This window comes from Streptomyces sp. RFCAC02 (assembly GCF_004193175.1).
Lineage (GTDB): Bacteria > Actinomycetota > Actinomycetes > Streptomycetales > Streptomycetaceae > Streptomyces.
Map to the genome: position 1 here is coordinate 3,745,076 of NZ_SAUH01000001.1, position 22,587 is coordinate 3,767,662.

Sequence of the window (22,587 nt, forward strand, 5' to 3'; positions counted from 1 at the left end):
GAGCGGACAGGTCCGAACCGGTGAGGAGGGCCGGTCATCCGGGCGACCGGTCAGCGCAGCATACTGGGCGGCGTCCGGTCGGCAGGGCGCTGGAGGGGGCACCCGTTGATTCTCATTGCCATTCCCATGACGCTGGTCGTGGCCGCGGTGCACTGGTACCTGTGGAAACGGCTCGTGCGTGACGTGTCGGCGCCGGGAGGTGCGTACCGGCGCGTCGCGACGGTGCTCCTGGTGGTCCTCGGGGCCTTCACGCCGATCGCGTTCGTGGGGCGCGAGCTGCCGGTTCCGTTCGCGGTGCTGCGGGTCGTGTCGTGGCCCGGGTTCCTGTGGATCGTCGCGGTGCTCTACCTGCTGCTGGCGCTGGCCGTGGGGGAGGCGCTGCGTCCGCTGGTCCTGCGCCTGCTGCGGCGGCGGGCCGGCGCTGTCGCGCCGCCGGTGACGGTACCGGTGCCGGCGGCCCCCGACACCGACCCGGCCCCCGGCACCGACCCGGCGCCGGACGCCGACGGGCCCGACGACGGGGAGGAGCGCGCGGCCGTACGGGCCGAGGCGACCCGCCGCCTGTTCGTCGCACGCGGCATCGCGGTGGGCGCGGGACTCGTCGCGGCCGGCACGCTGGGCTACGGCCTGGCCAACGCCCGGAACCTCCGCACGCGTCACGTGGCCGTCACGCTGCCGAAACTGCCGCGCGCCGCCGACCGCTACCGCATCGCCGTCGTCAGCGACATCCACCTCGGTCCCGTCCTGGGCGAGTCGCACTGCCGCCGCGTCGTGGACGCGGTGCTGCGCACCCAGCCGGACGTCATCACGGTCGTCGGCGACCTGGTGGACGCTGAGGTGGACGACCTGCGCACGGCCGTCTCGCCGATGGGGGACCTGAAGGCGCCGGACGGCGTGTTCTTCGTGACGGGGAACCACGAGTACTACGTGGACACCGGCGCCTGGGTGGAGCACGTGCAGGACCTCGGCATGACCGCGCTGGTGAACGAGCGGACGGAGCTGCCGTACTTCGAGCTGGCCGGCGTCAACGATGTGAGCGGCGAGGGCAGCGACTTCGGCGGCCCGGACTACGAGGCGGCCCTCGGCGACCGCGACCGCTCCCGCGCCACCGTGCTCATGGCGCACCAGCCGGTGCAGATCCACGAGGCCGTGGACTACGGAGTGGACCTGCAGCTTTCCGGCCATACGCACGGGGGCCAGATGTGGCCGCTCACCTATGTCGCGGCGGCGGCGAATCCGACGCTGGCCGGACTTGAGCGGTACGGCGACACGCAGCTCTACGTGTCGCGCGGCGCGGGTGCCTGGGGGCCGCCGGTCCGCGTGGGCGCCGATCCGGACATCACGATCGTCGAACTGCGGACGGCATGACCGAACACCCGTGGGGCGTCTGGCTTTTCGGATTGTCCGGTTTTCGTTCCGATCTGCTCCCCGGGTCAACTATTCGTGCGCCGTTGGTGTCCTTGATAACAAGCTGGGCACAAACTGACAGCGTGGTGGACACGACGGACACCGCGCCGTGCCGTGCGGCACAGCGAGGCATCGAGTGGCACTGAGGAGTGGTGGGGAATGCCGGAGGAGACGGAAGTGGCCGAATCGCTGATCATCAGAGGGCGCGTCAGGGACGCCCTCGGAGTCGCGCTGCCGCGCGCCGTCGTGACGCTGACCGGCGCCGATGGCGGCCGGCACCTGGTCAAGACGCGCAGCGCGGACGACGGCGCGTTCTCCGTGACGGCCCCGCGGCGGGGCGAGTACCTGCTCGCCGCGTTCTCCCCGCAGCTCGGCAGCCAGAGCGTGGCGGTCCGGCTGGAAGGCCGTCCGGTGGAGGTGGAGTTCCGCATGGCCGTGCCCGGAGCGGTCCTGGACTGACCCGCGGCGCGGCCGTTCGCCCTTCCGCGTCCGCTCCGTGACCCTCCCGGCGCACACCCGCCCCGTCGCCCTGTGGTTGGCTTGGCCCGCACATTCTTACGAGAAAGGGCGCTCCGGGTGCGACGGATGAAGGGTCGATGGGCGATAGTCGTCGGGCTGGTCGTGGTGCTGATCGTCGGCGCCGTGGGCGGTTGGCTGGCCTTCCGCCCCGACGACGACACGGAGGACCGGATCGTCGTGGGCTCCACGATGGCACCCAGCGTGCTGGATCCGGCCGGGGCCTACGACATCGGCTCCTGGGCGCTGACCAGCAATCTCTTCCAGTCCCTGCTGACCTTCCTGCCGGGGAACGAGGAGCCCGTCCCGGACGCGGCGGAGGAGTGCGGCTTCCAGGACGACGACCTGACGGTGTACCGGTGCACGCTGCGGGAGGGCCTGACGTTCTCCAACGGCAACCCCGTCACCCCGGACGACGTCAAGTTCTCCTTCGAGCGGATCATCGGCATGGCGGCCCGCGCCGAGCGTGAGGCGGGAGACGACTCCATCCCCGAGGAGGAGAAGTTCACCTACGCCGGTCCCGCCGGTCTGCTCGGCTCGCTCGAGGCGGTGCGGACGGACGGCCGCGACATCATCTTCGAACTGAACCAGTCCGACGCCACCTTCCCGTTCGTCGTCGCCGGCGGCACCGGCGCCATCGTCGACCAGCAGAGCTACGAGGAACTCGAACTCCACCCGGACGACTCGGTCGTGGGCTCCGGCCCCTACATCCTCGACACGTACGTCGCCGGGGAGTACGCCGAGCTGACGCCCAACCCCGACTACAACGGCGCCGCCGGTGAGGCCCTCAGCCCCATCCGCGTCCGCTACTTCGTGCAGGAGGGCGACAAGTCCGCCGAGGAGCAGCTCGCCGCCGCCTGGGAGAACGACGAGATCGACGTCAACGACGGTGTCATGCCGCCGGAGGCGATGGCCCATCTCGACACCGCCGACCCCGACATCGCCGTCTCCGAGCAGGCCGGCTCGAACACGCGCCTCCTCAGCCTCAACAACGACGCCGACCGGCCGTTCGGCGAGCGGGCCGTCCGCCGGGCCGCCGCCGCGCTGATCGACCGCGAGGAGATAGCCAGGCAGGTCCAGGAGGACACGGTCGAGCCGCTGTACTCCCTGATCCCCGTCGGCTTCACGGGCCACGCCACCCCGTACTACGACCTCTACCGCGACAAGAGCGTGGACGAGCTGCGCTCCGACCTGGAGAGTGCCGGTCTCACCCTGCCCATCGAGTTCGACCTCGCCTACTCGCGCGGTGCCGCGAACACCGCGGAGGCCGAGACCATCGCCGAACAGCTGGAGCGCGGCGGCCTGTTCGAGGTCACCACGACGTACTACGACTGGTCGGACTTCATCCAGCTCATCTACGGCGACCGCGACTTCGACGCCTTCCTGGTGAGCTTCTCCTCGGACTTCCCCGACCCCGCCACGTACACCGACAACCTGCTCGGCCCCGCCGACGCGCTGTCCACCGGCTTCAGCGACGAGGACCTGAACGCCCTCATCGCCGAGACGCGCCGCGAGACCAACCGGCCGCGCGCCGGCGAGGACTTCGAGGCCATCCTGCACGCGGCCGCCGCCGAGGCCCCGATCATCCCGATCTGGCAGGAGACGCGCCGCACGATGAGCGACGCGAGCATCGGCGGCATCCAGCAGCTCGCGTCCAACAGCGGTGTGTGGCGCCTGTGGGAGCTGCACAGGATCTGACGGTTACGGCAGGATGCGGTCATGGCTCGTCTACGGCACACCATCGACCTGACGCCGGTGGCACGGCGCGGCGTGGAGGACGCGGTCCTCGTCCTCCACGACGTGCTGGAGTCGCTGCGCGCCACCGGGACCCGGCTCGTCACCGGGGACGGCAGGCCCGTCCCCGGCGTGACGCTGCGATCGGGTGACCACGCGCGGCCCGGCGCGCAGTACACCGTCCCGGGCCCCGTGCAGGAGGGCACCGGGCCGCCCGTGGACCGGCTGACGGTCGTCGAGTGGGACCGGGCCGTCGCGACGGCCGTGCGGTTCGAGGCCGAACGGCCCGAGCCGCCCTCCCGCGTCACCTCGGAGCTGCGGCTGCGCAGCGCGGAGCGGCCCACCGTGCTGCGGTTCACGGCGCGCGGTGAGCTGACCCGCCCGGACGGGCGGCAGCGGCGGCTGCGCTGGTTCGCCGTGCGCGGCGAACTCGATCTCGAACGCTGGTGGGAGGCGGCCGGCGGCGGCCTCGGCACCGGCGGCGGCGCCGTGGGGCGCGGCCGGCCCGCGCTCACCGTCCTGATACGGCATCCGCTGCTGCAGGCCGTCTCGGTGGCCGTGCCCCGGCCGGGACCCGACGGCCAGTGGCGCGTGCACGTCGAGACGACCCTGCGGGGCCGGCGTCTCGTGCGGCCGGTGGCGGCCGTCCCGCTGCGCGTCACGCGGCGGCTGCTGCGCCGGGCGGTCGGGGAGGCGTTCGACCGGTTCGCCGCCGACTGGCGCACGCACGTCGTCCCGGCCGTCGAACGGGATCGCGACGACCTGCGCCGCGCGCTGCTGGACGACCTGACGGGCCTCGGCGCGCGGACCAGGGCGCCCGAGGAGTGACCGGCCCGGGCGCGGCGGACGACCGCGCCCGGGGCCGCGCGCTCATGTGGCGCGCAGACCCCGGTCGGCGAAGGCGATCAGCCACTCGAAGCTCTCGTCGATGTCGGCGCTCCACTGGAAGCCGCCCGCCGACTGGAGTGTGGCGAAGCCGTGGCACAGGCTGCGGAGCATGCGCAGCACGTGGTCCCTGTCGGACGGCGCGATGTCGTAGCCGCGCAGGACCGCCATGAACGCGGCGAGCAGCCGCTGTCCCGCGTCGGCCATCGGGTCGTCGGGACCGGTCGGTTCCACGCCGATCGTCGCGGCGTACCGGCCGGGGTGCTCCAGGACATAGGCGCGGAAGGCGCGGGTCGCCGCCGCCAGGGCGTCGCGGCCCGCGTATCCCTGGACGGCGGCGCCGACGGCGTCGGCCGCCTCGCCGAGCGCCAGGGCCGCGATGCCCCGGTTCAGGTCGTCCAGGCCGGCGACGTGCTTGTACAGGGACGGGGTGCGCACGCCCAGCCGCTCGGCGAGCAGGCCCATCGTCAGGCCGGCGGCGCCCGTCTCGTCGGCGAGCGCGGCGCCGGCCGCGACGACGGCCGCCCGGTTCAGTCCGGCCCTAGGCACGGGCGGCGTCCGACCCGAGGAAGGCGAGCGTGAGGGCGACGACCTGCTCGGGGTACTGGTCGTGCGGGTAGTGTCCGGCGCCCTCGATCATCGCCAGGCTGCCGAGGCCGTCCGGCAGGGCGGCGACGATCGCCGAGCCCTCGGCGTGCGGGTCGGCCCAGTCGGGGTCCTCCGTGCCCATCACGACCAGGACGGGGCAGCGGACGCGGCCGAGGTGCGCGCCGGCGTCGGTCGGGGCCGAGCGGCCCATGGCCTGCATGGCCTTCATCCGGCCCGGCTCGCGCAGCGTGGTCTCGATGCGGGCGACGCGCTCGGCCCAGTCGTCCGGCCGCACGCCGGGGTAGGCGACCTCGAGGTAGGAGCGCCACAGCCGCACGCTGCCGAACATTCCCGCGCCGAGCAGCCGCAGCATGCCCCGCCGGAAGCGCCGCACCCGCAGGTCGCCGAGGCGGATCGACTGCTTCCGGGTGAACGGCGCCAGCTCGACGACGCCGGTGACCAGCGACGGCTCCAGCGCGGCGGCGATGGTGGCGGCGCCGCCCGCGACGGAGTGGCCGACGATGACGGCCGGGCCCCCGAGGTGGCGGATCAGCGCGAGCAGGTCGCCGGCGATGGCGGTGCGGCTCCAGGCCGGCCACTCGACGCTCGACTCGCCGCAGCCGCGCAGGTCGAGCGCGGCGACGCGGTAGCCGGCCGCCACCAGCGGCGGGAGCACGGCCCGGAACGCGGCGCGGCTGATGCCCATGCCGTGCGCGAGCACGATCAGCGGCCCTGAGCCGGCCACCTCGTAGGCGAGGGTGCCGCCGTCGACGGTGAGGTACTCGGTCGTGGTCCCGGTCATGGTGTCCCCTTGGCTCGCGGGCGGCGCTCGGCTAATCGCGTTAGCCAAAAGCTAATCCAATTAGCCGAGCCTGTCAACGGCGGACCCCGGGGCGGGGAGAACGGGGGCAGGCGTCAGAGGACCTTGCCGGGGTTGAGGATGCCGAGCGGGTCGAAGGTGCGGCGGATCGCGCGCTGCATCTCCAGCCCCACCGGGCCGAGTTCACGGGCGAGCCAGTCGCGTTTCAGCACGCCGACGCCGTGCTCGCCGGTGATCGTGCCGCCCAGGTCGAGGCCGAGCGCCATGATCTCGCCGAACGCCTCCTGCGCGCGCTCCCGTTCGCCCTCGTCGGCGGGGTCGAAGCAGACGGTCGGGTGCGTGTTGCCGTCACCGGCGTGCGCGCACACCCCGATCGTCAGCCGGTTGCGGCGCCCGATCGCGGCGACCCCGTCGAGCAGTCCGGCGAGCCGGCTGCGCGGCACGCACACGTCGTCGATCATCATCGACCCCCTGACCGCCTCCAGGGCCGGCAGGGCCGCCCGCCGCGCGGCGAGCAGCAGGTCCGACTCGGCCGCGTCGTCCGCCGGCACGACCTCCGTCGCCCCCGCGGCCCGGCACAGCCCGCCCACCGCCGCGAGGTCCGCCGCCGGGTCGGGCGTGTCGAACGCGGCGATCAGCAGCGCCTGCGTCGTCTCCGGCAGCCCCATGCGGGTCAGCTCGTTCACGGCGCGGACGGTCGTGGCGTCCATCAGCTCCAGCAGGGACGGCGTGTGCCCGGCCGCCATGACCGCGGCGACCGCCTCGCCCGCCGCCGACGCCGAGGGGAACTCCGCCGCGAGCGCCAACTGCGGCGGCGGCGCCGGCCGCAGCGCGAGCACCGCCCGCACGACCACCCCGAGCGTCCCCTCGGAGCCGACGAACAGGCGGGTCAGGTCGTAGCCCGCCACGCCCTTCGCCGTCCGCCGCCCGGTGCGCAGCAGCCGCCCGTCCGCGAGCACCACGTCGAGCCCGAGGACGTACTCGGCCGTCACGCCGTACTTGACGCAGCACAGCCCGCCGGCGCCCGTGCCGATGTTGCCGCCGATGGTGCACTGCTCCCAGCTCGACGGGTCGGGCGGGTACGCGAGCCCGTGCGCCGCGACCGCCCTGGACAGCGTCGCGTTCACCACCCCCGGCTCCACGACGGCGCAGCGGTTCACCGGGTCGATCTCCAGGATGCGGTCCATGCGGACCAGGGAGAGCACCACACAGCCGTCCACCGCGTTCGCCGCGCCCGACAGGCCCGTGCGCGCGCCCTGCGGCACCACGGGCACCCGCAGCCCGTGCGCCGTCCGCAGGACGTGCCGCACCTCGTCCACCGTGCGCGGCAGGACCACGCAGGCGGGTGTGCCGGCCGGGCAGAAGCCGGCCATGTCGGTGGCGTAGGAGGCGGTGATCGCGGGGTCGGTGAGGACCGCCTCGCCGGGCAGCCCCTCGCGCAGCGTCGCGACAAGAGTGCTCATACCGGCAGCTTGGCAGGCGTGCGGGCCGCCGTCATCCCCCGCGCCGGACACCGTGCCGTTGCGCGCCCGTTCACCCGGGCACAGCACACCGTTCACGTCACGGGCGCGGCAGGACCCGACGATCCGGCCATGATGTATCGAAGACTCGCCTTCCCGGTCGTGGCCACGGCCCTGTCCGCCGTCGTCATGGCCCCCGGCGCCGCGGCCCACCCGCGCGACGGGCACGGCCACGGCACGGACCGGGGCGACCTGGAGCTGACCCTGCTCGGGCGCTACGAGACCGGCTCGTTCGACGAGGGCGCCGCCGAGATCACGGCGTACGACGCCCGCACCGAGCGGGTGTTCACCGTCAACGCGGAGCGCGGCACCGTCGACGTCCTCGACATCTCCGACCCGGCCGAGCCGCGCAAGGTCGCCGAACTCGACACACCCGGCGCCAACAGCGTGGCCGTGCACGACGGGACCGTCGCCGTCGCGCAGGAGGCCGGGGACAAGACCGACCCGGGCACCGTCACCCTCTTCCGCGCGCGGGACGGACGGCGCATCGACGCCGTCACGGTCGGCGCGCTCCCCGACATGCTGACGTTCACGCCGGACGGGCGGCGCGTCGTGGTCGTCGGCGAGGGCGAGCCCGACTCGTACTGCGCCGGCGGCACCGACCCGGAGGGCACCGTCTCCGTGCTCGACCTCGACCGGCACGGCCGCGTCACCGGCGTGCGGACGGCGGACTTCCGCGCGTGGAACGGGCAGGAGGACCGGCTGCGCGAGCAGGGGGTGCGGATCTACGGCCCCGGCGCGAGCGCCGCGCAGGACTTCGAGCCGGAGTACGCGGCTGTCTCGCCCGACGGACGGACGGCGTACGTCACGCTCCAGGAGAACAACGCGATCGCCACCGTCGACCTGGTGCGCGCCCGCGTCACGCGCGTCGACGCCCTCGGGACGAAGGACCACGGGACGGCGGGCAACGGCCTCGACCCGTCCGACGACGACGGCGGCGCAGCCATCGGCACCTGGCCGGTGTCCGGCCTCTACGAGCCGGACGGCATCGCGTCCTTCGGCGGCGGCCGGTACCTCGTCACCGCGAACGAGGGCGACACCCGTGACGGGGACTGCTGGTCGGAGGAGGTCAGGGTCGCCGACCTCGACCTGTCGCCCGAGGCGTTCCCCGACGCGGCGGCGCTCCAGGACGACGCGGCGCTCGGGCGGCTGACCGTCACGGCCACCTCGCCACGCGACGCCGAGGGCCGGGTCACGGAGCTCCAGGTGCCCGGCGGGCGCTCCCTGTCCGTGCGGGACACGCGCGGCCGGCTCCTGTGGGACTCGGGCGACGACCTGGAGCGGCTGATGGCCGAGCGGTACCCGGACGACTTCAACACCGACAACACCGAGAACGACCCCGACTCCCGCAGCGACGCCAAGGGACCCGAGCCCGAGGGCGTCACGGTCGGGACGGTCCGGGGGACGACGTACGCGTTCGCCGGTCTCGAGCGGTTCGGCGGCATCGTGGTGTACGACCTGTCCGACCCGCGCGATCCGCGGCTCGCCGGGTACGTCACCTCCCGGGACTTCGGCGGCGACCCGGAGGCCGGGACGGCCGGCGACCTCGGCCCCGAGGGGCTGACGTTCGTCCCCGCCGCCGACAGCCCGACCGGTGACGCGCTGCTCGTCGTCGGCAACGAGACCAGCGGCACGACCGCGATCTACCGCGTCGGCTGAACCCGTCCGCCCGGTGCCCCGGCCCCGCTACGCGCGCCCGTCCGCGCCGCCGCCGGGGCCGGGCGCGTGCGGGACGGACTCGGCGATGTCGCGGCGCCCGGTCGTGCGCGCCTGGTCCGTGGCCGTGATGCCGGGGTGGTGCAGGTCGAAGGCGGGCGACTCGGAGTGGATGCGGGGCAGCGCGACGAAGTTGTGGCGCGGCGGCGGGCAGGACGTGGCCCATTCGAGCGAGCGGCCGTAGCCCCACGGGTCGTCGCTCCGCACCCGGGGCGCGTACCTGGCGGTCTTCCACACGTTGTAGAAGAACGGCAGCGTGGACAGGCCGAGGAGGAACGCGCTGATGCTGGAGACCGTGTTGAGGGCCGTGAAGCCGTCCGACGCCAGGTAGTCGGCGTAGCGGCGGGGCATGCCCTGGGCGCCGAGCCAGTGCTGCACGAGGAACGTGCCGTGGAAGCCGACGAACAGCGTCCAGAACTGGATCTTCCCGAGCCGCTCGTCCAGCATCCGGCCGGTGAATTTCGGCCACCAGAAGAAGAAGCCGGCGAACATCGCGAACACCACCGTGCCGAAGACGACGTAATGGAAATGCGCGACGACGAAATAGCTGTCGTGGACGTGGAAGTCGAGCGGCGGTGACGCCAGCAGCACGCCCGTCAGGCCGCCGAAGAGAAAGGTCACGAGGAATCCGATCGACCACAGCATCGGTGTCTCGAACGACAGCGAGCCGTGCCACATCGTGCCGATCCAGTTGAAGAACTTCACCCCGGTCGGGACCGCGATGAGGAACGACAGCAGGGAGAAGAACGGCAGCAGGACCGCGCCCGTCGCGAACATGTGGTGCGCCCACACCGTCACGGACAGGCCGGTGATGGCGATCGTGGCGGCGACCAGGCCGATGTACCCGAAGATCGGTTTGCGGCTGAACACCGGCAGGATCTCCGTGACGACGCCGAAGAACGGCAGCGCGATGATGTAGACCTCGGGGTGCCCGAAGAACCAGAAGAGGTGCGACCACAGCAGCGAGCCGCCGTTCGCCGCGTCGAAGATGTGCGCGCCGAGCCGCCGGTCCGCCTCGAGCGCGAAGAGCTGCGCCGCCAGCACGGGGAACGCCATCAGGACGAGCACGCTGGTCAGGAGGGTGTTCCAGGTGAAGATCGGCATCCGGAACATCGTCATCCCCGGGGCGCGCATGCACAGGATGCTGGCGATGAAGTTGACGGCGCCGAAGATCGTGCCGAACCCCGCCATGGAGAGCCCCATGATCCACATGTCGTGTCCGACGCCCGGGGAACGCGTCATGTCGTTCAGCGGGGCGTTCGAGAACCAGCCGAAACTCGCGGGGCCGCCCGGGACGACCAGGGACGAGAGGACGATGAGGCCGCCGAAGAGGAACAGCCAGTAGGAAATGGCGTTGAGGCGGGGAAAGGCGACATCGGGCGCGCCGATCTGCAGCGGCATGATGGCGTTCGCGAAACCGGCGAAGAGCGGTGTCGCGAACAGCAGCATCATGATGGTGCCGTGCATGGTGAACGCCTGGTTGTACTGCTCCTTGCTCAGCAGTTGGAGACCGGGCCGCGCGAGTTCCGCGCGCACCGCCATGGCCAGCGCGCCGCCCACCACGAAGAACGCGAAAGCCGTCACGAGATACATCGAACCGATGCGCTTGTGGTCCGTCGTGGTGAGCCAGGAGACGATGATCTGACCGGGTTTTCCCGGCGGTTTCGGGTCGGGTCGCTGGGTCCGGGATTCGGTCACGGTGGCCACGCGTCCGTTGTACCCCCGTCGCCGCCCACCGGTCCGGATTGGACGCGCGCGCCCCGCCGTGCTGTTCGCGCCACCGTGACCGAAAGTGATCGACCGCACACAAAAGGTGACGCTTCCTCGCTGCCCGTTGGCCGGGATGACATGTCCGGTTCACTCGCGTCCACCAGTGTCGCGGCGACCCGATACGCCCGAGCGTTGGGAGACGTGTATGCGAGTGCGGAGAGCGTTGAAGTCGTTCGCGGTCATCGGGGCGGCCATGGCCGCCCTGTTCGGCGCGAGCCAGCCCGCCCACGCGGCCGCGGGGTGGGGCATGTCGTGGGGTGCCTCCCAAACCGAGAGCACCATTCAGTGGACCAGCGGCTACTCGGCCTACGTCGACGGCTACATCAAGGCCGTCAGCGGCTACCGCGAGGTCTGTTTCCAGGGCAACAACGGTGACTACTGGACCGGCGAGTGGTGCTACGGCGCCTACGCGGGCCAGACGACATCCTGGTCGGACGCGAACCTGCGCATCGCGGTGCCCGGGGGCGTCCAGCGCGTCTACGCCTACATGTACGCGGACGGCGGCTGGGTGCACGAGGTGTTCTGCACGCGGAGCGGATGCACCCGCGTGTACTGAGCCGGCCCGCCCCCGCCGGTGCCCCGGAATCCTCCGTCCACCGGCGGGGGCGCCGCCGCGCTCAGGAGACGTGGGCCACCGTGAAGCGGGCGCGGCGGTGGCGCGGTGTCTCCGCCTCGTCCAGCAGGGCCACGGCCAGGTCCTCCATCGAGATCGCGGAGCGGCCCGCGGCGTCCGTGAGGAGTTCGTCGCCGCCGGTGGTGTAGCGGCCGGTGCGTTCGCCGGGGGCGAGCATCGCGGGCGGGCTCAGGTACGTCCAGTCCACGTCGGTCGGCGTCGTGCGGAACACGTCGAACTGCGCGCCGCTCGCCAGCGCGATCGCGCGCCAGGCCGCGCCGACGTACCGCGGGTCGTCCACCACGAGCCGGCGGCCGTCCGTCCCGGGGACCGTCAGGCTGCCCGCGCCGCCCACCACGAGCAGGCGCGCGCCCGTGCCGGCGAGGCCGCGCAGCAGCGCGCGGGCGGCCACCGCGTGGTCGGACTCGGCGCCCGGCGCGGGGCGGGTCGCCGCGATCACGACGTCCTGCCCGGCGGCCGGCCGCGCCACCGCGGCCGGGTCGGTCACGTCGCCCGAGCGGTGGGTCAGCGGCGTCACGTCATGGCGGCGGCGCAGCGCCTCCGCGACGATCCGGCTGCCGGACTCGCCCGAGGCTCCGATGACGGCGATGCGCATGGTCAGTTCTCCTTCGCGGTACGGCGGGGCGCGGTCTGCGCGGCGGCCACCGAGGCCATCGCCAGGAGGAAACCGGCGCCCTGCAGCGGGGTCAGGGACTCGCCGAGGGCGACGACGCCGAGCAGCGTCGCGACGGCGGGGGACAGGAGCGGCAGGAACGACAGCGCGCCCACCGGCAGCCGGCGCACCCCGTCGAACCACAGGGCGTACGCCAGGAGCGTGCCGACGATCGACAGCCACGCGTAGCCGCCCACGGCCGCCGCGTCGAGCGCGGGCGGCATGCCCTCGACGGTGAGGGCCAGTGGGGTGAGCAGCAGGCCGCCGACCGTGAGCTGCCAGCCGGTGAACGCCATGACGCCCACCCCTTCCGGACGGCCCCAGCGCTTGCCGAGGACCGTCCCGGCCGCCATGACGCCGGTCCCGGCCAGGCCGGCCGCGATGCCGACGGCATCGAACCCGGCGCCGGGGCGGAGGACCATCGCGGCGACGCCGGCCGTTCCCGCGACGCCCCAGGCGAGGCGGCGGCGGGCGGGACGTTCGCCGGTCAGGGCGAGGGCGAGACCGGCGACCATGAGCGGCTGCACGGCCGACAGGGTCGCCGCCACGCCGCCCGGCAGGCGGTAGGCGGCGGCGAAGAGGAGGGCGAAGAACGCGCCGATGTTGAGCGTGCCGAGGACCGCCGCCCGCCACCACCACGCGCCGTGCGGCAGGCGGCGCCCGATGGCCAGGGCGATGAGCCCGGCGGGCAGGGCGCGGAGCACACCCGACAGCAGGGGGCGATCGGGAGGGAGCCACTCGGAGGTGACGAGGTAGGTGGTGCCCCAGGCCGCCGGTGCGAGGGCGGTGAGGCCGGTGGTGCTCCAGGCGTGGCGGGCGGGACCGGTCAGGGGCACGGACGCGGGTGCGGCGGTCGCGGACACACGGATTCCTCAACGTTGAACTGTTTGACGTTGAGGAGACTAGGGTCGGTGTTAGCTTGGCGTCAAACAGTTCGACGTCGAGGAGTTGAAGTGGCCGACGGGGACGACGCCCTCGACTGGGTCATCGGGCAGTGGAACGCCGAACGCCCCGCGCTCGACGCACGTCCCATGGGCGTCGTCGGCCGCGTGCAGCGCGCCTCCCGCCTCCTGGAGCGCGGCCTCGCCGACTGCTTCGGCGAGCACGGGCTCCAGACCTGGGAGTTCGACATCCTGGCCACCCTGCTGCGCTCCGGCCCCCCCTACCGCCTCACCGCGGGCGCCCTCAGCCGCGCGTCGATGATCACCTCGGGGGCCGTCACCCACCGGATCGACCGGCTCGCCGCCCGGGGCCTCGTCGACCGGGCCACCGACCCCGGCAACCGCCGCAGCGTCCTCGTCACCCTCACCGACGCGGGCCGCGCCCTGCTCGACGACGTCCTGCCCGCGCACATCGCCAACGAGTACCGGCTCATCGGCGCCCTCGACCCCGAGGAACAGGACCGGCTCGCCGCACTCCTGCGCAAGCTCCTCACCGGCCTCGGTGACACCCCGCCGGAAGCACGCCGGTGACCCCCCGCCTCGTCACGCCCCGGCTGATCCTGCGCGGCTGGCGCGACGACGACCTCGACGCGCTCGCCGCCATCGACGGCGACCCGGCGGTCATGCGTCTCATCGGCGACGGCACGGTCCGCACCCGCGACGAGACGGTCGCCACCCTCGCGCGGCTGCGGGCGGCCTGGGCGGAGCAGGGGTACGGCCTGTTCGCCGCCGAGGAGCGGGCCACGGGCGCGCTCGCCGGCTGGACCGGCCTCGCGGTGCCCCGCTTCCTGCCCGAGATCCTCCCCGCCGTCGAGATCGGCTGGCGCTTCGGCACCGCCTTCTGGGGGCGCGGCCTCGCCACCGAGGCCGCGCGCGAGGCGGCCCGGTTCGCCTTCCGGGAGGCCGGTCTCGAACGGCTCGTCAGCGTCTGCCACGTCGACCACCACGCGTCGGCCCGGGTGATGGCGAAGCTCGGCATGCGGCTCGACCGCTTCACGACCGTGCCCGGCCGCGACACCCCGGTGCGGGTCATGGCGCTGACCCGGGCCGAGTGGGAACGGGCCGACACCGGACGGTGACGGGCGAACCGGTGCCCGCCGCCGTACGGAATCTGCGTCCGCCGCGACAGACACGGTCGGGAGCACGCCCCCGGGAGGGGTGGCGTACCGTGAGGATCCCGGACGCCCGGCACCCCGGAAACCGCCGGGCCGGACGGACCCGCGAGCCTTGACGCGTCTCCCGAGAGGTACCAGTGGCCGCAGACGAACCCCCCGCCGCGCCGAGCCCGCTCGACGACGACGACTACCCGGCCTACACGATGGGGCGGGCGGCCGAGATGCTCGGGGCCACGCCGGCCTTCCTGCGGGCGCTCGGCGAGGCCGGGCTGATCGTCCCGCTCCGCTCCCGGGGCGGCCACCGCCGTTACTCGCGCCGCCAGTTGCGGACCGCGGCACGCGCCCGCGAACTGGTCGGCCAGGGCACGCCGATCGACGCGGCCTGCCGGATCATCGACCTGGAGGACCAGTTGGACGAGGCCAGGCGCGCCAACGAACTGCTGCGCCGCACCGCTCCGCCGCCGGAGGGCGACGGCTGATCGCCCTGTGCCGGAAACCTCCAGCGGCCGGTGCAGGAATCCGGGGAATGCGCCGGGGTGGAAACGCGGCGAAAACCGCTGCGCGCGGCCGGGATCCGCGACGCCGGGCGCTCCGCGGACAGGCGTGTTAGCCTGGAGCCAGTTGCAGTTGTGGTTCCCATGGATTTCGCATGCTTTCCGGCTCCGGCCGGTGAGTTGTTTTTCATTTCCGGTGTTTTCCGGAGGGTAAATCATCGCAGCGACTCCGGGTCCGCACGGTGCGGACTTCCGGAAACTGCTCCCGAAGGAGATTGCATATGGCTACCGGCACCGTGAAGTGGTTCAACTCCGAAAAGGGCTTCGGCTTCATCGAGCAGGACGGCGGCGGCGCCGACGTGTTCGCGCACTACTCGAACATCGCCACCACCGGCTTCCGTGAGCTCGTCGAGGGCCAGAAGGTCACCTTCGACGTCACGCAGGGCCAGAAGGGCCCGCAGGCCGAGAACATCGTTCCCGCCTGACACGCGTACACACCGGCCGGCCGGGACACGCACCCTCGGGTGCGGGTCCCGGCCCGTCGCGTTCCAGCGCCCGCCCGACGCCGGCGGGCACCCGCGTCACGGCCCGTCCCCGGCCGGACGCCCACCCGGGCCGCCCACCGCTCCGCGACCGCGGCCCCGGCGCATCTCCTGAGCGGACCGGTTGCCCCCTGTGCCCGGTACCGCCCGTCGATTTCTCGGCCCGTTCCTGTGAATCCCCGCGCGGCACATCGCGACCGGGACGCATTCCTCGGCACGTGCCGCACGGAGGAAGGTCCCCGTTCATGCACCGCACCGCACACACCGATGACGGCACGAACCGCACCGGCGCCGACGCCGGCCGCGGCCGGCGCCGCCCGTCCCGGAGAGGGCGCGGAGCCACCCGTCCCGCCGGTGAGCAGCAGCGTCCCCCGGCCGTCCGCGAGCAGGCCGCGCCGCGCAGCGCCGCCGCCGCACCGCCGCCCGCCGAGACGTTCGACGGGCTCGGCCTCCCCGCGCCCCTCGCCGCGACGCTCCGCGCCGAGGGCCTGACCGCGCCGTTCCCGATCCAGGCCGCGACCCTTCCGAGCGCGCTGGCAGGCCGCGACGTCCTCGGCCGCGGCCGTACGGGCTCCGGCAAGACGCTCGCGTTCGGCCTCCCCCTCCTCGCCCGGATCGAGGGCCGCCGGGCGGAACCGCGCCGGCCGCTCGCCCTCGTCCTGGTCCCCACCAGGGAACTGGCCCAGCAGGTCACCGACGCCCTCACCCCCTACGCACGCGCCCTGCGGCTGCGGCTCACCACCGTCGTCGGCGGCGTGGGGATCGGCCGCCAGGCGAACGCGCTGCGCGCCGGCGCCGAGGCCGTCATCGCGACCCCCGGCCGGCTCGCCGACCTCATCGACCGCGGTGACTGCCGGCTCGACGAGGTCGCCGTCACCGTCCTCGACGAGGCCGACCAGATGACCGACATGGGCTTCCTGCCCCAGGTGACGCGCCTCCTCGACCGGGTGCGGCCCGACGGCCAGCGCATGCTCTTCTCCGCCACCCTCGACAAGAACGTCGACCGCCTCGTCCGCCGCTACCTGTCCGACCCGGTGGTCCACTCCGTCGATCCCCCCGCGGGCGCGGTCGTCACGATGGAGCACCACCTGCTGTACGTCCAGGACACCGACAAGCAGGCCACCGTCACGGAGATCGGCGCGCGCGACGGTCGCGTGATCATGTTCCTGGCCACCAAGCGCGCGGTGGACCGGCAGGTCAAGCGGCTGCTGGCGGTCGGCGTCCAGGCGTCAGCGCTGCACGGCGGCAAGTCCCAGTCGCAGCGCACCCGCACCCTCGACCAGTTCAGGACCGGCCACACGACCGTCCTGGTCGCCACGAACGTCGCCGCCCGCGGCATCCACATCGACAACCTCGACCTCGTGGTCAACGTCGACCCGCCGGGCGACCCCAAGGACTACCTGCACCGCGGCGGCCGCACCGCCCGCGCCGGGGAATCCGGCACCGTCGTCACCCTCGTCCTGCCCGACCAGCGCCGCGAGACCAACCGCATGCTGGCCGGCGCCGGGATCAGGGCGCAGGTGACGGAGGTCCGCCCCGGCGGGGCCGAGCTGAGCCGCATCACCGGTGCCCGGCAGCCGTCGGGCGTGCCCGTCGTCCCCGTCACCACCGCCGCGCCGGCCGCCGCGGCCCCGGCCCGCGCCACGGCCGCCGGCACCCCCGGGCGCGCCCGGCGGAACCGGCCGGGACGCGGCCGCCGCACCACCGCCCGCCGCGCCGCCTGACAGACCAGAGGCCCCGCCCCCCGGTCGTTTCCACGACGGGGAGGCGGGGCCTCGGCGTACGGCGGCGTGAGCCTCAGAAGCGGCGCGTCACCAGCGCCCGCTTCACCTCCTGGATCGCCTTCGTGACCTCGATGCCGCGCGGGCAGGCGTCCGTGCAGTTGAACGTCGTACGGCAGCGCCACACGCCGTCCCGGTCGTTCAGGATCTCCAGGCGCTGCTCACCGCCCTCGTCGCGCGAGTCGAAGATGAAGCGGTGCGCGTTCACGATCGCGGCGGGGCCGAAGTACTGCCCGTCGTTCCAGAAGATCGGGCAGGACGACGTGCACGCCGCGCACAGGATGCACTTGGTCGTGTCGTCGAACCGCGCCCGGTCCTCCGGGGACTGCCGCCGCTCGCGCGTGGGCTCGTTCCCCGTGGTGATGAGGAACGGCATCACGTCGCGGTACGCCTGGAAGAACGGGTCCATGTCCACGACGAGGTCCTTCAGGACCGTCAGACCCTTGATCGGCTCGACCGTGATCGGCTTGGTGGCACGCCCGTCCGCCAGCTCCACGATGTCCTTGATCAGCGTCTTGCACGCCAGGCGGTTCCGCCCGTTGATGCGCATCGCGTCCGAGCCGCAGATGCCGTGCGCGCAGGACCGGCGGAACGTCAGGGTGCCGTCGAGCTCCCACTTGATCTGGTGCAGCCCGTCGAGCACGCGCTCCTTCGGGTCGATGCGCATCTCGAAGTCCTGCCACGACGCCTCCGCCGAGACCTCCGGGTTGAACCGGCGGATGCGGAAGGTCACCGTGACCAGGTGTTCGTCCTCGGACGGCGGGGCCGTGTCCGTCTTCTCCAACGTCGGGGTGCTCATCAGTACTTACGCTCCATCGGCTGGTAGCGGGTCTGGACGACGGGCTTGTAGTCCAGCCGGATCGTCTGGTTGCCGTCGGCGTCCACCTCGCGGTAGGCCATGGTGTGGCGCATGAAGTTGACGTCGTCGCGGTTCGGGTAGTCCTCGCGGTAGTGACCGCCGCGGGACTCCTTGCGGGCGAGCGCGGAGGTGACGAGGACCTCGGCGAGCTCCAGCAGGTTGCCCAGCTCCAGGGCCTCCAGCAGGTCGGTGTTGAACCGCTTGCCCTTGTCCTGGACCGACACGTTCCGGTAGCGGCGCCTGAGTTCGGTGATCTCCTCCAGCGCCTCCTTCAGTGTCTGCTCGGTGCGGAACACCATGGCGTTCTTGTCCATGGTGTCCTGCAGCTCCCTGCGGATCACCGGGACCCGCTCGCTGCCCTCCGAGTCGCGCATCCGCTCGACCTCGTCGGCGACGAACTTCTCCGGGGCCTCCGGCAGCGGCACGAAGTCGGCGGTCGCCGCGTACTCGGCGGCGGCGATGCCGGCCCGGCGGCCGAACACGTTGATGTCGAGGAGGGAGTTGGTGCCCAGACGGTTCGCGCCGTGCACGGACACGCAGGCGACCTCGCCCGCCGCGTACAGGCCGGGGACGACGTCCGTGTTGTTCGCGAGGACCTCGCCCTTGACGTTCGTCGGGATGCCGCCCATCGCGTAGTGCGCGGTCGGCTGGATCGGGATCGGGTCCGTGTACGGCTCGATGCCGAGGTACGTCCGCGCGAACTCGGTGATGTCCGGCAGCTTCGCGTCGAGCTGCTCCGGCGGCAGGTGCGTCAGGTCCAGGTACACGTGGTCGCCCTCGGGGCCGCAGCCGCGGCCCTCGCGGATCTCCGTGTAGATGGAGCGGGACACCACGTCGCGGGAGGCGAGGTCCTTCATGACCGGCGCGTACTTCTCCATGAAGCGCTCGCCGTCCTTGTTGCGGAGGATGCCGCCCTCGCCGCGCGCGCCCTCGGTGAGGAGGATGCCCATGCGCCAGATGCCGGTCGGGTGGAACTGGAAGAACTCCATGTCCTCCAGCGGCAGCCCGCGCCGCCACGCCGCCGCCTGCCCGTCACCGGTCAGGGTGTGGGCGTTGGAGGTGACGCGGTAGAACTTGCCGTTGCCGCCGGACGCGAACACGACGGCCTTCGCCTGGAAGACGTGCAGCTCGCCGGTGGCCAGCTCAAGGGCCACCACGCCCGCGGTCCTCCGGACGCCGTCCACCTCGGTGAGGAGGAGGTCGAGGACGTAGAACTCGTTGTAGAACTCGACGCCCTCCTTCACGCAGTTCTGGTACAGCGTCTGGAGGATCATGTGGCCGGTGCGGTCGGCCGCGTAGCAGGACCGGCGGACCGGGGCCTCGCCGTGGTTGCGGCTGTGGCCGCCGAAGCGCCGCTGGTCGATCCGGCCCTCGGGGGTCCGGTTGAAGGGCAGGCCCATCTTCTCCAGGTCGAGGACCGAGTCGATGGCCTCCTTCGCCAGGATCTCGGCGGCGTCCTGGTCGACCAGGTAGTCACCGCCCTTGATCGTGTCGAAGGTGTGCCACTCCCAGTTGTCCTCCTCGACGTTGGCGAGGGCGGCGGCCATGCCGCCCTGGGCCGCGCCGGTGTGGGACCGCGTGGGGTACAGCTTGGTCAGCACGGCGGTGCGGCTGCGCTTGGTGGCCTCGATGGCCGCGCGCATGCCGGCGCCGCCGGCGCCGACGATGACGGTGTCGTACTTGTGGATCTGCATGCTCGCTCTGCCTGCCTCGTACCTGGTCGCGGCGCCGTGCGTCAGCGGATGTTCGGGTCGAAGGTGAAGATCACCAGCGTGCCCAGCAGCACGGTGAACACCGTGGCCGTGTACAGCAGCATCTTCAGCCAGAAGCGCGTGGCGTCACGCTCGGCGTAGTCGTTGATGATCGTGCGGAGGCCGTTGGCGCCGTGCAGCATGGCCAGCCACAGCATGATCAGGTCCCACGCCTGCCAGAACGGCGACGCCCAGCGGCCCGCGACGAACGCGAAGCTGACCTTGGTCACACCGCCCTCCAGCACGAGCTGGATGATCAGGTGTGTCAGGACGAGGATGACCAGCAGCACGCCGGACACCCGCATGAACAGCCAGCCGTACAGCTCGAAGTTGGTGCGGGTGGTGCGGGGTGTGCGGGCGGTACGGGCGCGCGGCGGCTCGATGACCATGGCCGGGGTCTCGGCGGACGGCGGCTGCGCGGGCTGGGCGGTGATTTCGGTCGACATGATCATCAGCTCCCGAACAGCTCACTGAAGGCGTGCGAGAGGACCGGGTAAGCAGCCCCGGCCATCAGGACGACCCAGATGCCGACGACGGTCCACAGCAGCTGGCGCTGGTACTGCGCGCCCTTGTTCCAGAAGTCCACGGCGATGACCCGCAGGCCGTTCAGCGCGTGGAAGAGCACGGCGGCCACGAGGCCGTACTCCATGAAGCCCACGAGGGGCGTCTTGTAGACCTCGATCGTCTCGTCGTACGCCTCGGGCGAGACGCGGACGAGAGCGGTGTCCAGCACGTGGACGAACAGGAAGAAGAAGATGAGGACACCGGTGACACGATGCGCCACCCATGACCACATGCCTTCCCGGCCGCGGTACAACGTTCCTGCCGGCACGGAAAAACCCTCCGGTAGCGTGTGCAGAGAGCCCCGCCGGCAGTACTGGGGACGTCGGTCGGGCCCGGCCGGATACGGTCCACCGGCCGCCGCCATGGTACTGGCGGCCGCGGGGTCCCACGGAGCCGGGGTCGTTCCGGTGTCGGTACGGGGGCGCGCGGCACCCGCGCGGGCGCCCGGACGGCCACCGGCTTGATCCGTTTGCCGACGCGACGGTTATGCATACGGTCGGAGTATGCGACAAGCGCCCTGGCGTCTCTGCGCCCTGGCCGTGGCGGCCCTGACGATCGTCGTCGCCGCGTCCCTGGTGATCGCCGAACAGGGCGGTGACGGGACGGGTACCGAACGTTCCGGTCCGGCCGCCGCCACGCCCCCCGAGGCTTCCCAGTCCCCCGACCCCGACGACCTCCCGGACGGTCCGCGCGGCGAGCCGCGCGTCATCCCCGCCGTCCGTTCGTTCGACGCCGCGGACGGCGACGGATGGGCGCCCGCCGAGGGCGTCACCCGTGTCGTCGCCGACGGCGATGGCCCGCTGGACGACGAGGCCGACCGCCTCGCCGACGAGATCGGCGCCGAGCGCGCCGACGACGGCGCCCGCGCCGGCGACGTCGTGCTGAAGCTCGACGACGACGCCGACACCGGCGGCGAGGGCTACCGGCTCGTCACCGAGGACCACCGCGTCACCATCACCGGCCGCGCGCAGGCCGGCGTCTTCTACGGCACCCGCACCGTCGCCCAGGCCGTGCGCGGGGCCGGCGGCCTGCCCGAGGGCACGGCCTGGGACCGGCCCGACCGGCCGCAGCGCGGGCTGCTGCTCGACACCGCGCGGAAACCTTTCTCCGCCGACTGGATCAAGGCCAGGCTCACCGAAATGGCCGATCTCAAGCTGAACCAGCTCCAGCTCCACTTCAGCGACGACCAGGGCTTCCGCGTGGCCAGCGAGAGCCACCCCGAGGTCGCCTCGGACGACGCCCTCACGAAGGACGAGGTCGAGGACATCCTGCGGCTCGCGCGCGACCTGCACATCACGGTGATCCCCGAGATCGACTCGCCCGGGCACCTCGGGGCCGTGCTGGCGGCGCACCCCGAGTTCGCGCTGAAGCGGGCGGACGGCACGGTCACCGAGGGGGCCGTCGACATAGCGAACCCGGAGGCGGGCGAGCTGATCGACGACCTGCTGCGCGAGTACGCCGAACTGTTCCCCGGCGACTGGGTGCACGTGGGCGGTGACGAGTACGTCGCCTCCACGGTCAGCGACCCCGAGGGCACCTACCCGGACCTGGCCAGGGAGGCGCGCGACCGGTTCGGCGACGACGCGGGCGTCCGCGACCTGGCGACGGCCTGGATCAACGACCGCGCCGACGCCGTGCGCGACGCCGGGAAGACCCCGCAGGTGTGGAACGACGGCATGCACGCCGGCGGCACCGTGAAGCCCGACGAGGACCGGCAGGTCACCTACTGGACCGGCCGCGAGTACGGCGCGCGCGAGCCCGTGGAGTACCTGGAGGGCGGCTGGCCCGTGCTGAACCACAGCTCCGAGTACCTCTACTACGTGCTCGGCGAGCCGAACGACTTCACCTACCCGACCGGCGAGCGGATCTACGAGGAGTGGACACCGGCCGTCCTGCGCGGCACCGAACCGGTGCCGGAACGTTTCCGCGACGCGGAACACATACCCGGCGCGCGGTTCGGCGTCTGGTGCGACCTGTCGGACGCGCAGACCCCCGAGCAGGTGGCCGACGGCATCCGGATGCCGCTCGCAGCGCTCTCCCAGAAGGTCTGGGACCCGGGCGAGCCGAAGCTGTCGTGGGACGAGTTCAGCGCCCTGGCGGGGGAGGTCGTCCCGGCACGGTGACGGCCCTGCCCCCCAGCACGGAACGGTCCCGGCGGCACCAGCCACCGGGACCGTTCCCTTCGTAGCGGCACCCCCCCCGGATTCACCCGCACGGGGGAACGCCCCCAGAAGCGGCGGGGACCCCGGTCCGAGCCGTACGTCACGGCCTTCCGGGTACCCGAATGATCCCGTTCGC

The 22,587-nt window shown here is 72.8% G+C and carries 22 protein-coding genes; 12 read left to right on the top strand and 10 right to left on the bottom strand.

Features of this window, described 5'->3' with window-relative positions; genetic code table 11:
• The first annotated feature begins 126 nt into the window (after positions 1–126).
• The 4 genes from EMA09_RS17335 (at position 127) to EMA09_RS17350 (ending at position 4,485) form a co-directional block, all read left to right on the top strand.
• The gene (locus tag EMA09_RS17335; RefSeq protein WP_129841932.1) at positions 127–1,368 is read left to right on the top strand and encodes a metallophosphoesterase; all 1,242 of its coding nucleotides are present in this window, start codon (positions 127–129) and stop codon (positions 1,366–1,368) included.
• Between the two features lie 198 nt (positions 1,369–1,566).
• On the top strand, positions 1,567–1,866 hold the full coding sequence (locus EMA09_RS17340; RefSeq protein WP_129841933.1) for a carboxypeptidase-like regulatory domain-containing protein: 300 nt from the start codon (positions 1,567–1,569) through the stop codon (positions 1,864–1,866).
• A gap of 126 nt (positions 1,867–1,992) precedes the next feature.
• A complete protein-coding gene (locus EMA09_RS17345) occupies positions 1,993–3,621 on the top strand; it encodes an ABC transporter substrate-binding protein (protein WP_129841934.1) in 1,629 nt (542 codons plus the stop codon).
• A 21-nt stretch (positions 3,622–3,642) separates the two neighbouring features.
• Entirely contained in the window at positions 3,643–4,485 is an 843-nt protein-coding gene (locus EMA09_RS17350) for a hypothetical protein (RefSeq protein ID WP_129841935.1), read from the top strand.
• Positions 4,486–4,527: 42 nt separating this feature from the next.
• On the opposite strand, the gene EMA09_RS17355 is transcribed toward EMA09_RS17350, so the two are convergent.
• From EMA09_RS17355 to EMA09_RS17365, 3 genes are all read right to left on the bottom strand, one after another.
• Positions 4,528–5,007, bottom strand: coding sequence for a TetR-like C-terminal domain-containing protein (locus tag EMA09_RS17355; RefSeq protein ID WP_240796678.1), 480 nt, complete (start codon positions 5,005–5,007; stop codon positions 4,528–4,530).
• Positions 5,008–5,083: 76 nt separating this feature from the next.
• Entirely contained in the window at positions 5,084–5,932 is an 849-nt protein-coding gene (locus EMA09_RS17360; protein ID WP_129841937.1) for an alpha/beta hydrolase, read from the bottom strand.
• 113 nt (positions 5,933–6,045) lie between these two features.
• Positions 6,046–7,413 (bottom strand): FAD-linked oxidase C-terminal domain-containing protein, encoded by a 1,368-nt coding sequence (locus EMA09_RS17365; protein ID WP_129841938.1) that lies wholly within the window; start codon positions 7,411–7,413, stop codon positions 6,046–6,048.
• Positions 7,414–7,542: 129 nt separating this feature from the next.
• Between EMA09_RS17365 and EMA09_RS17370 the strand changes: the two genes are divergently transcribed.
• On the top strand, positions 7,543–9,129 hold the full coding sequence (locus EMA09_RS17370; RefSeq protein ID WP_129841939.1) for a choice-of-anchor I family protein: 1,587 nt from the start codon (positions 7,543–7,545) through the stop codon (positions 9,127–9,129).
• Positions 9,130–9,156: 27 nt separating this feature from the next.
• On the opposite strand, the gene ctaD is transcribed toward EMA09_RS17370, so the two are convergent.
• On the bottom strand, positions 9,157–10,893 hold the full coding sequence (gene ctaD, locus EMA09_RS17375; RefSeq protein WP_129841940.1) for a cytochrome c oxidase subunit I: 1,737 nt from the start codon (positions 10,891–10,893) through the stop codon (positions 9,157–9,159).
• A gap of 208 nt (positions 10,894–11,101) precedes the next feature.
• On the opposite strand from ctaD, the gene EMA09_RS17380 reads away from it, so the two are divergent.
• Positions 11,102–11,512, top strand: coding sequence for a hypothetical protein (locus EMA09_RS17380; RefSeq protein ID WP_129841941.1), 411 nt, complete (start codon positions 11,102–11,104; stop codon positions 11,510–11,512).
• A gap of 61 nt (positions 11,513–11,573) precedes the next feature.
• Here the strand turns inward: EMA09_RS17380 and EMA09_RS17385 are convergent, their stop codons facing one another.
• Together EMA09_RS17385 and EMA09_RS17390 are read right to left on the bottom strand one after the other, a co-directional pair.
• The gene (locus EMA09_RS17385) at positions 11,574–12,185 is read right to left on the bottom strand and encodes an NAD(P)H-binding protein (protein WP_129841942.1); all 612 of its coding nucleotides are present in this window, start codon (positions 12,183–12,185) and stop codon (positions 11,574–11,576) included.
• Positions 12,186–12,187: 2 nt separating this feature from the next.
• Positions 12,188–13,072, bottom strand: coding sequence for an EamA family transporter (locus EMA09_RS17390; RefSeq protein ID WP_240796679.1), 885 nt, complete (start codon positions 13,070–13,072; stop codon positions 12,188–12,190).
• 123 nt (positions 13,073–13,195) lie between these two features.
• On the opposite strand from EMA09_RS17390, the gene EMA09_RS17395 reads away from it, so the two are divergent.
• The 5 genes from EMA09_RS17395 (at position 13,196) to EMA09_RS17415 (ending at position 17,058) form a co-directional block, all read left to right on the top strand.
• Positions 13,196–13,714 (top strand): MarR family transcriptional regulator, encoded by a 519-nt coding sequence (locus EMA09_RS17395; protein WP_240796443.1) that lies wholly within the window; start codon positions 13,196–13,198, stop codon positions 13,712–13,714.
• Complete coding sequence (locus EMA09_RS17400) at positions 13,711–14,262, top strand: GNAT family N-acetyltransferase (protein ID WP_129841944.1); 552 nt, start codon at positions 13,711–13,713, stop codon at positions 14,260–14,262. The genes EMA09_RS17395 and EMA09_RS17400 overlap by 4 nt, the downstream gene beginning before the upstream one ends.
• 239 nt (positions 14,263–14,501) lie before the next feature.
• A complete protein-coding gene (locus EMA09_RS17405) occupies positions 14,502–14,777 on the top strand; it encodes a MerR family transcriptional regulator (RefSeq protein ID WP_129844096.1) in 276 nt (91 codons plus the stop codon).
• Positions 14,778–15,073: 296 nt separating this feature from the next.
• Positions 15,074–15,277, top strand: coding sequence for a cold-shock protein (locus EMA09_RS17410; protein ID WP_129841945.1), 204 nt, complete (start codon positions 15,074–15,076; stop codon positions 15,275–15,277).
• 302 nt (positions 15,278–15,579) lie between these two features.
• Positions 15,580–17,058 carry a DEAD/DEAH box helicase gene (locus EMA09_RS17415; RefSeq protein ID WP_129841946.1) on the top strand — a complete coding sequence of 493 codons (1,479 nt, stop codon included), beginning with the start codon at positions 15,580–15,582 and terminating at the stop codon, positions 17,056–17,058.
• A gap of 73 nt (positions 17,059–17,131) precedes the next feature.
• On the opposite strand, the gene EMA09_RS17420 is transcribed toward EMA09_RS17415, so the two are convergent.
• Genes EMA09_RS17420 through sdhC form a run of 4 tightly spaced genes read right to left on the bottom strand, consistent with a single transcriptional unit; the run spans position 17,132 to position 20,557 of the window.
• Positions 17,132–17,914 (bottom strand): succinate dehydrogenase iron-sulfur subunit, encoded by a 783-nt coding sequence (locus EMA09_RS17420; protein ID WP_129841947.1) that lies wholly within the window; start codon positions 17,912–17,914, stop codon positions 17,132–17,134.
• On the bottom strand, positions 17,914–19,668 hold the full coding sequence (sdhA, locus tag EMA09_RS17425; RefSeq protein ID WP_129841948.1) for a succinate dehydrogenase flavoprotein subunit: 1,755 nt from the start codon (positions 19,666–19,668) through the stop codon (positions 17,914–17,916). Before sdhA ends, EMA09_RS17420 begins: the two co-directional genes overlap by 1 nt.
• A gap of 41 nt (positions 19,669–19,709) precedes the next feature.
• On the bottom strand, positions 19,710–20,177 hold the full coding sequence (locus tag EMA09_RS17430; RefSeq protein ID WP_129841949.1) for a succinate dehydrogenase hydrophobic membrane anchor subunit: 468 nt from the start codon (positions 20,175–20,177) through the stop codon (positions 19,710–19,712).
• Positions 20,177–20,557, bottom strand: a complete 381-nt coding sequence (gene sdhC / locus EMA09_RS17435; RefSeq protein ID WP_129841950.1) for a succinate dehydrogenase, cytochrome b556 subunit — start codon at positions 20,555–20,557, stop codon at positions 20,177–20,179. The genes EMA09_RS17430 and sdhC overlap by 1 nt, the downstream gene beginning before the upstream one ends.
• A 235-nt stretch (positions 20,558–20,792) precedes the next feature.
• Here sdhC and EMA09_RS17440 point away from each other — a divergent pair, with 235 nt between their 5' ends.
• Positions 20,793–22,412, top strand: a complete 1,620-nt coding sequence (locus EMA09_RS17440; RefSeq protein ID WP_129841951.1) for a glycoside hydrolase family 20 protein — start codon at positions 20,793–20,795, stop codon at positions 22,410–22,412.
• Positions 22,413–22,587: the final 175 nt, after the last annotated feature.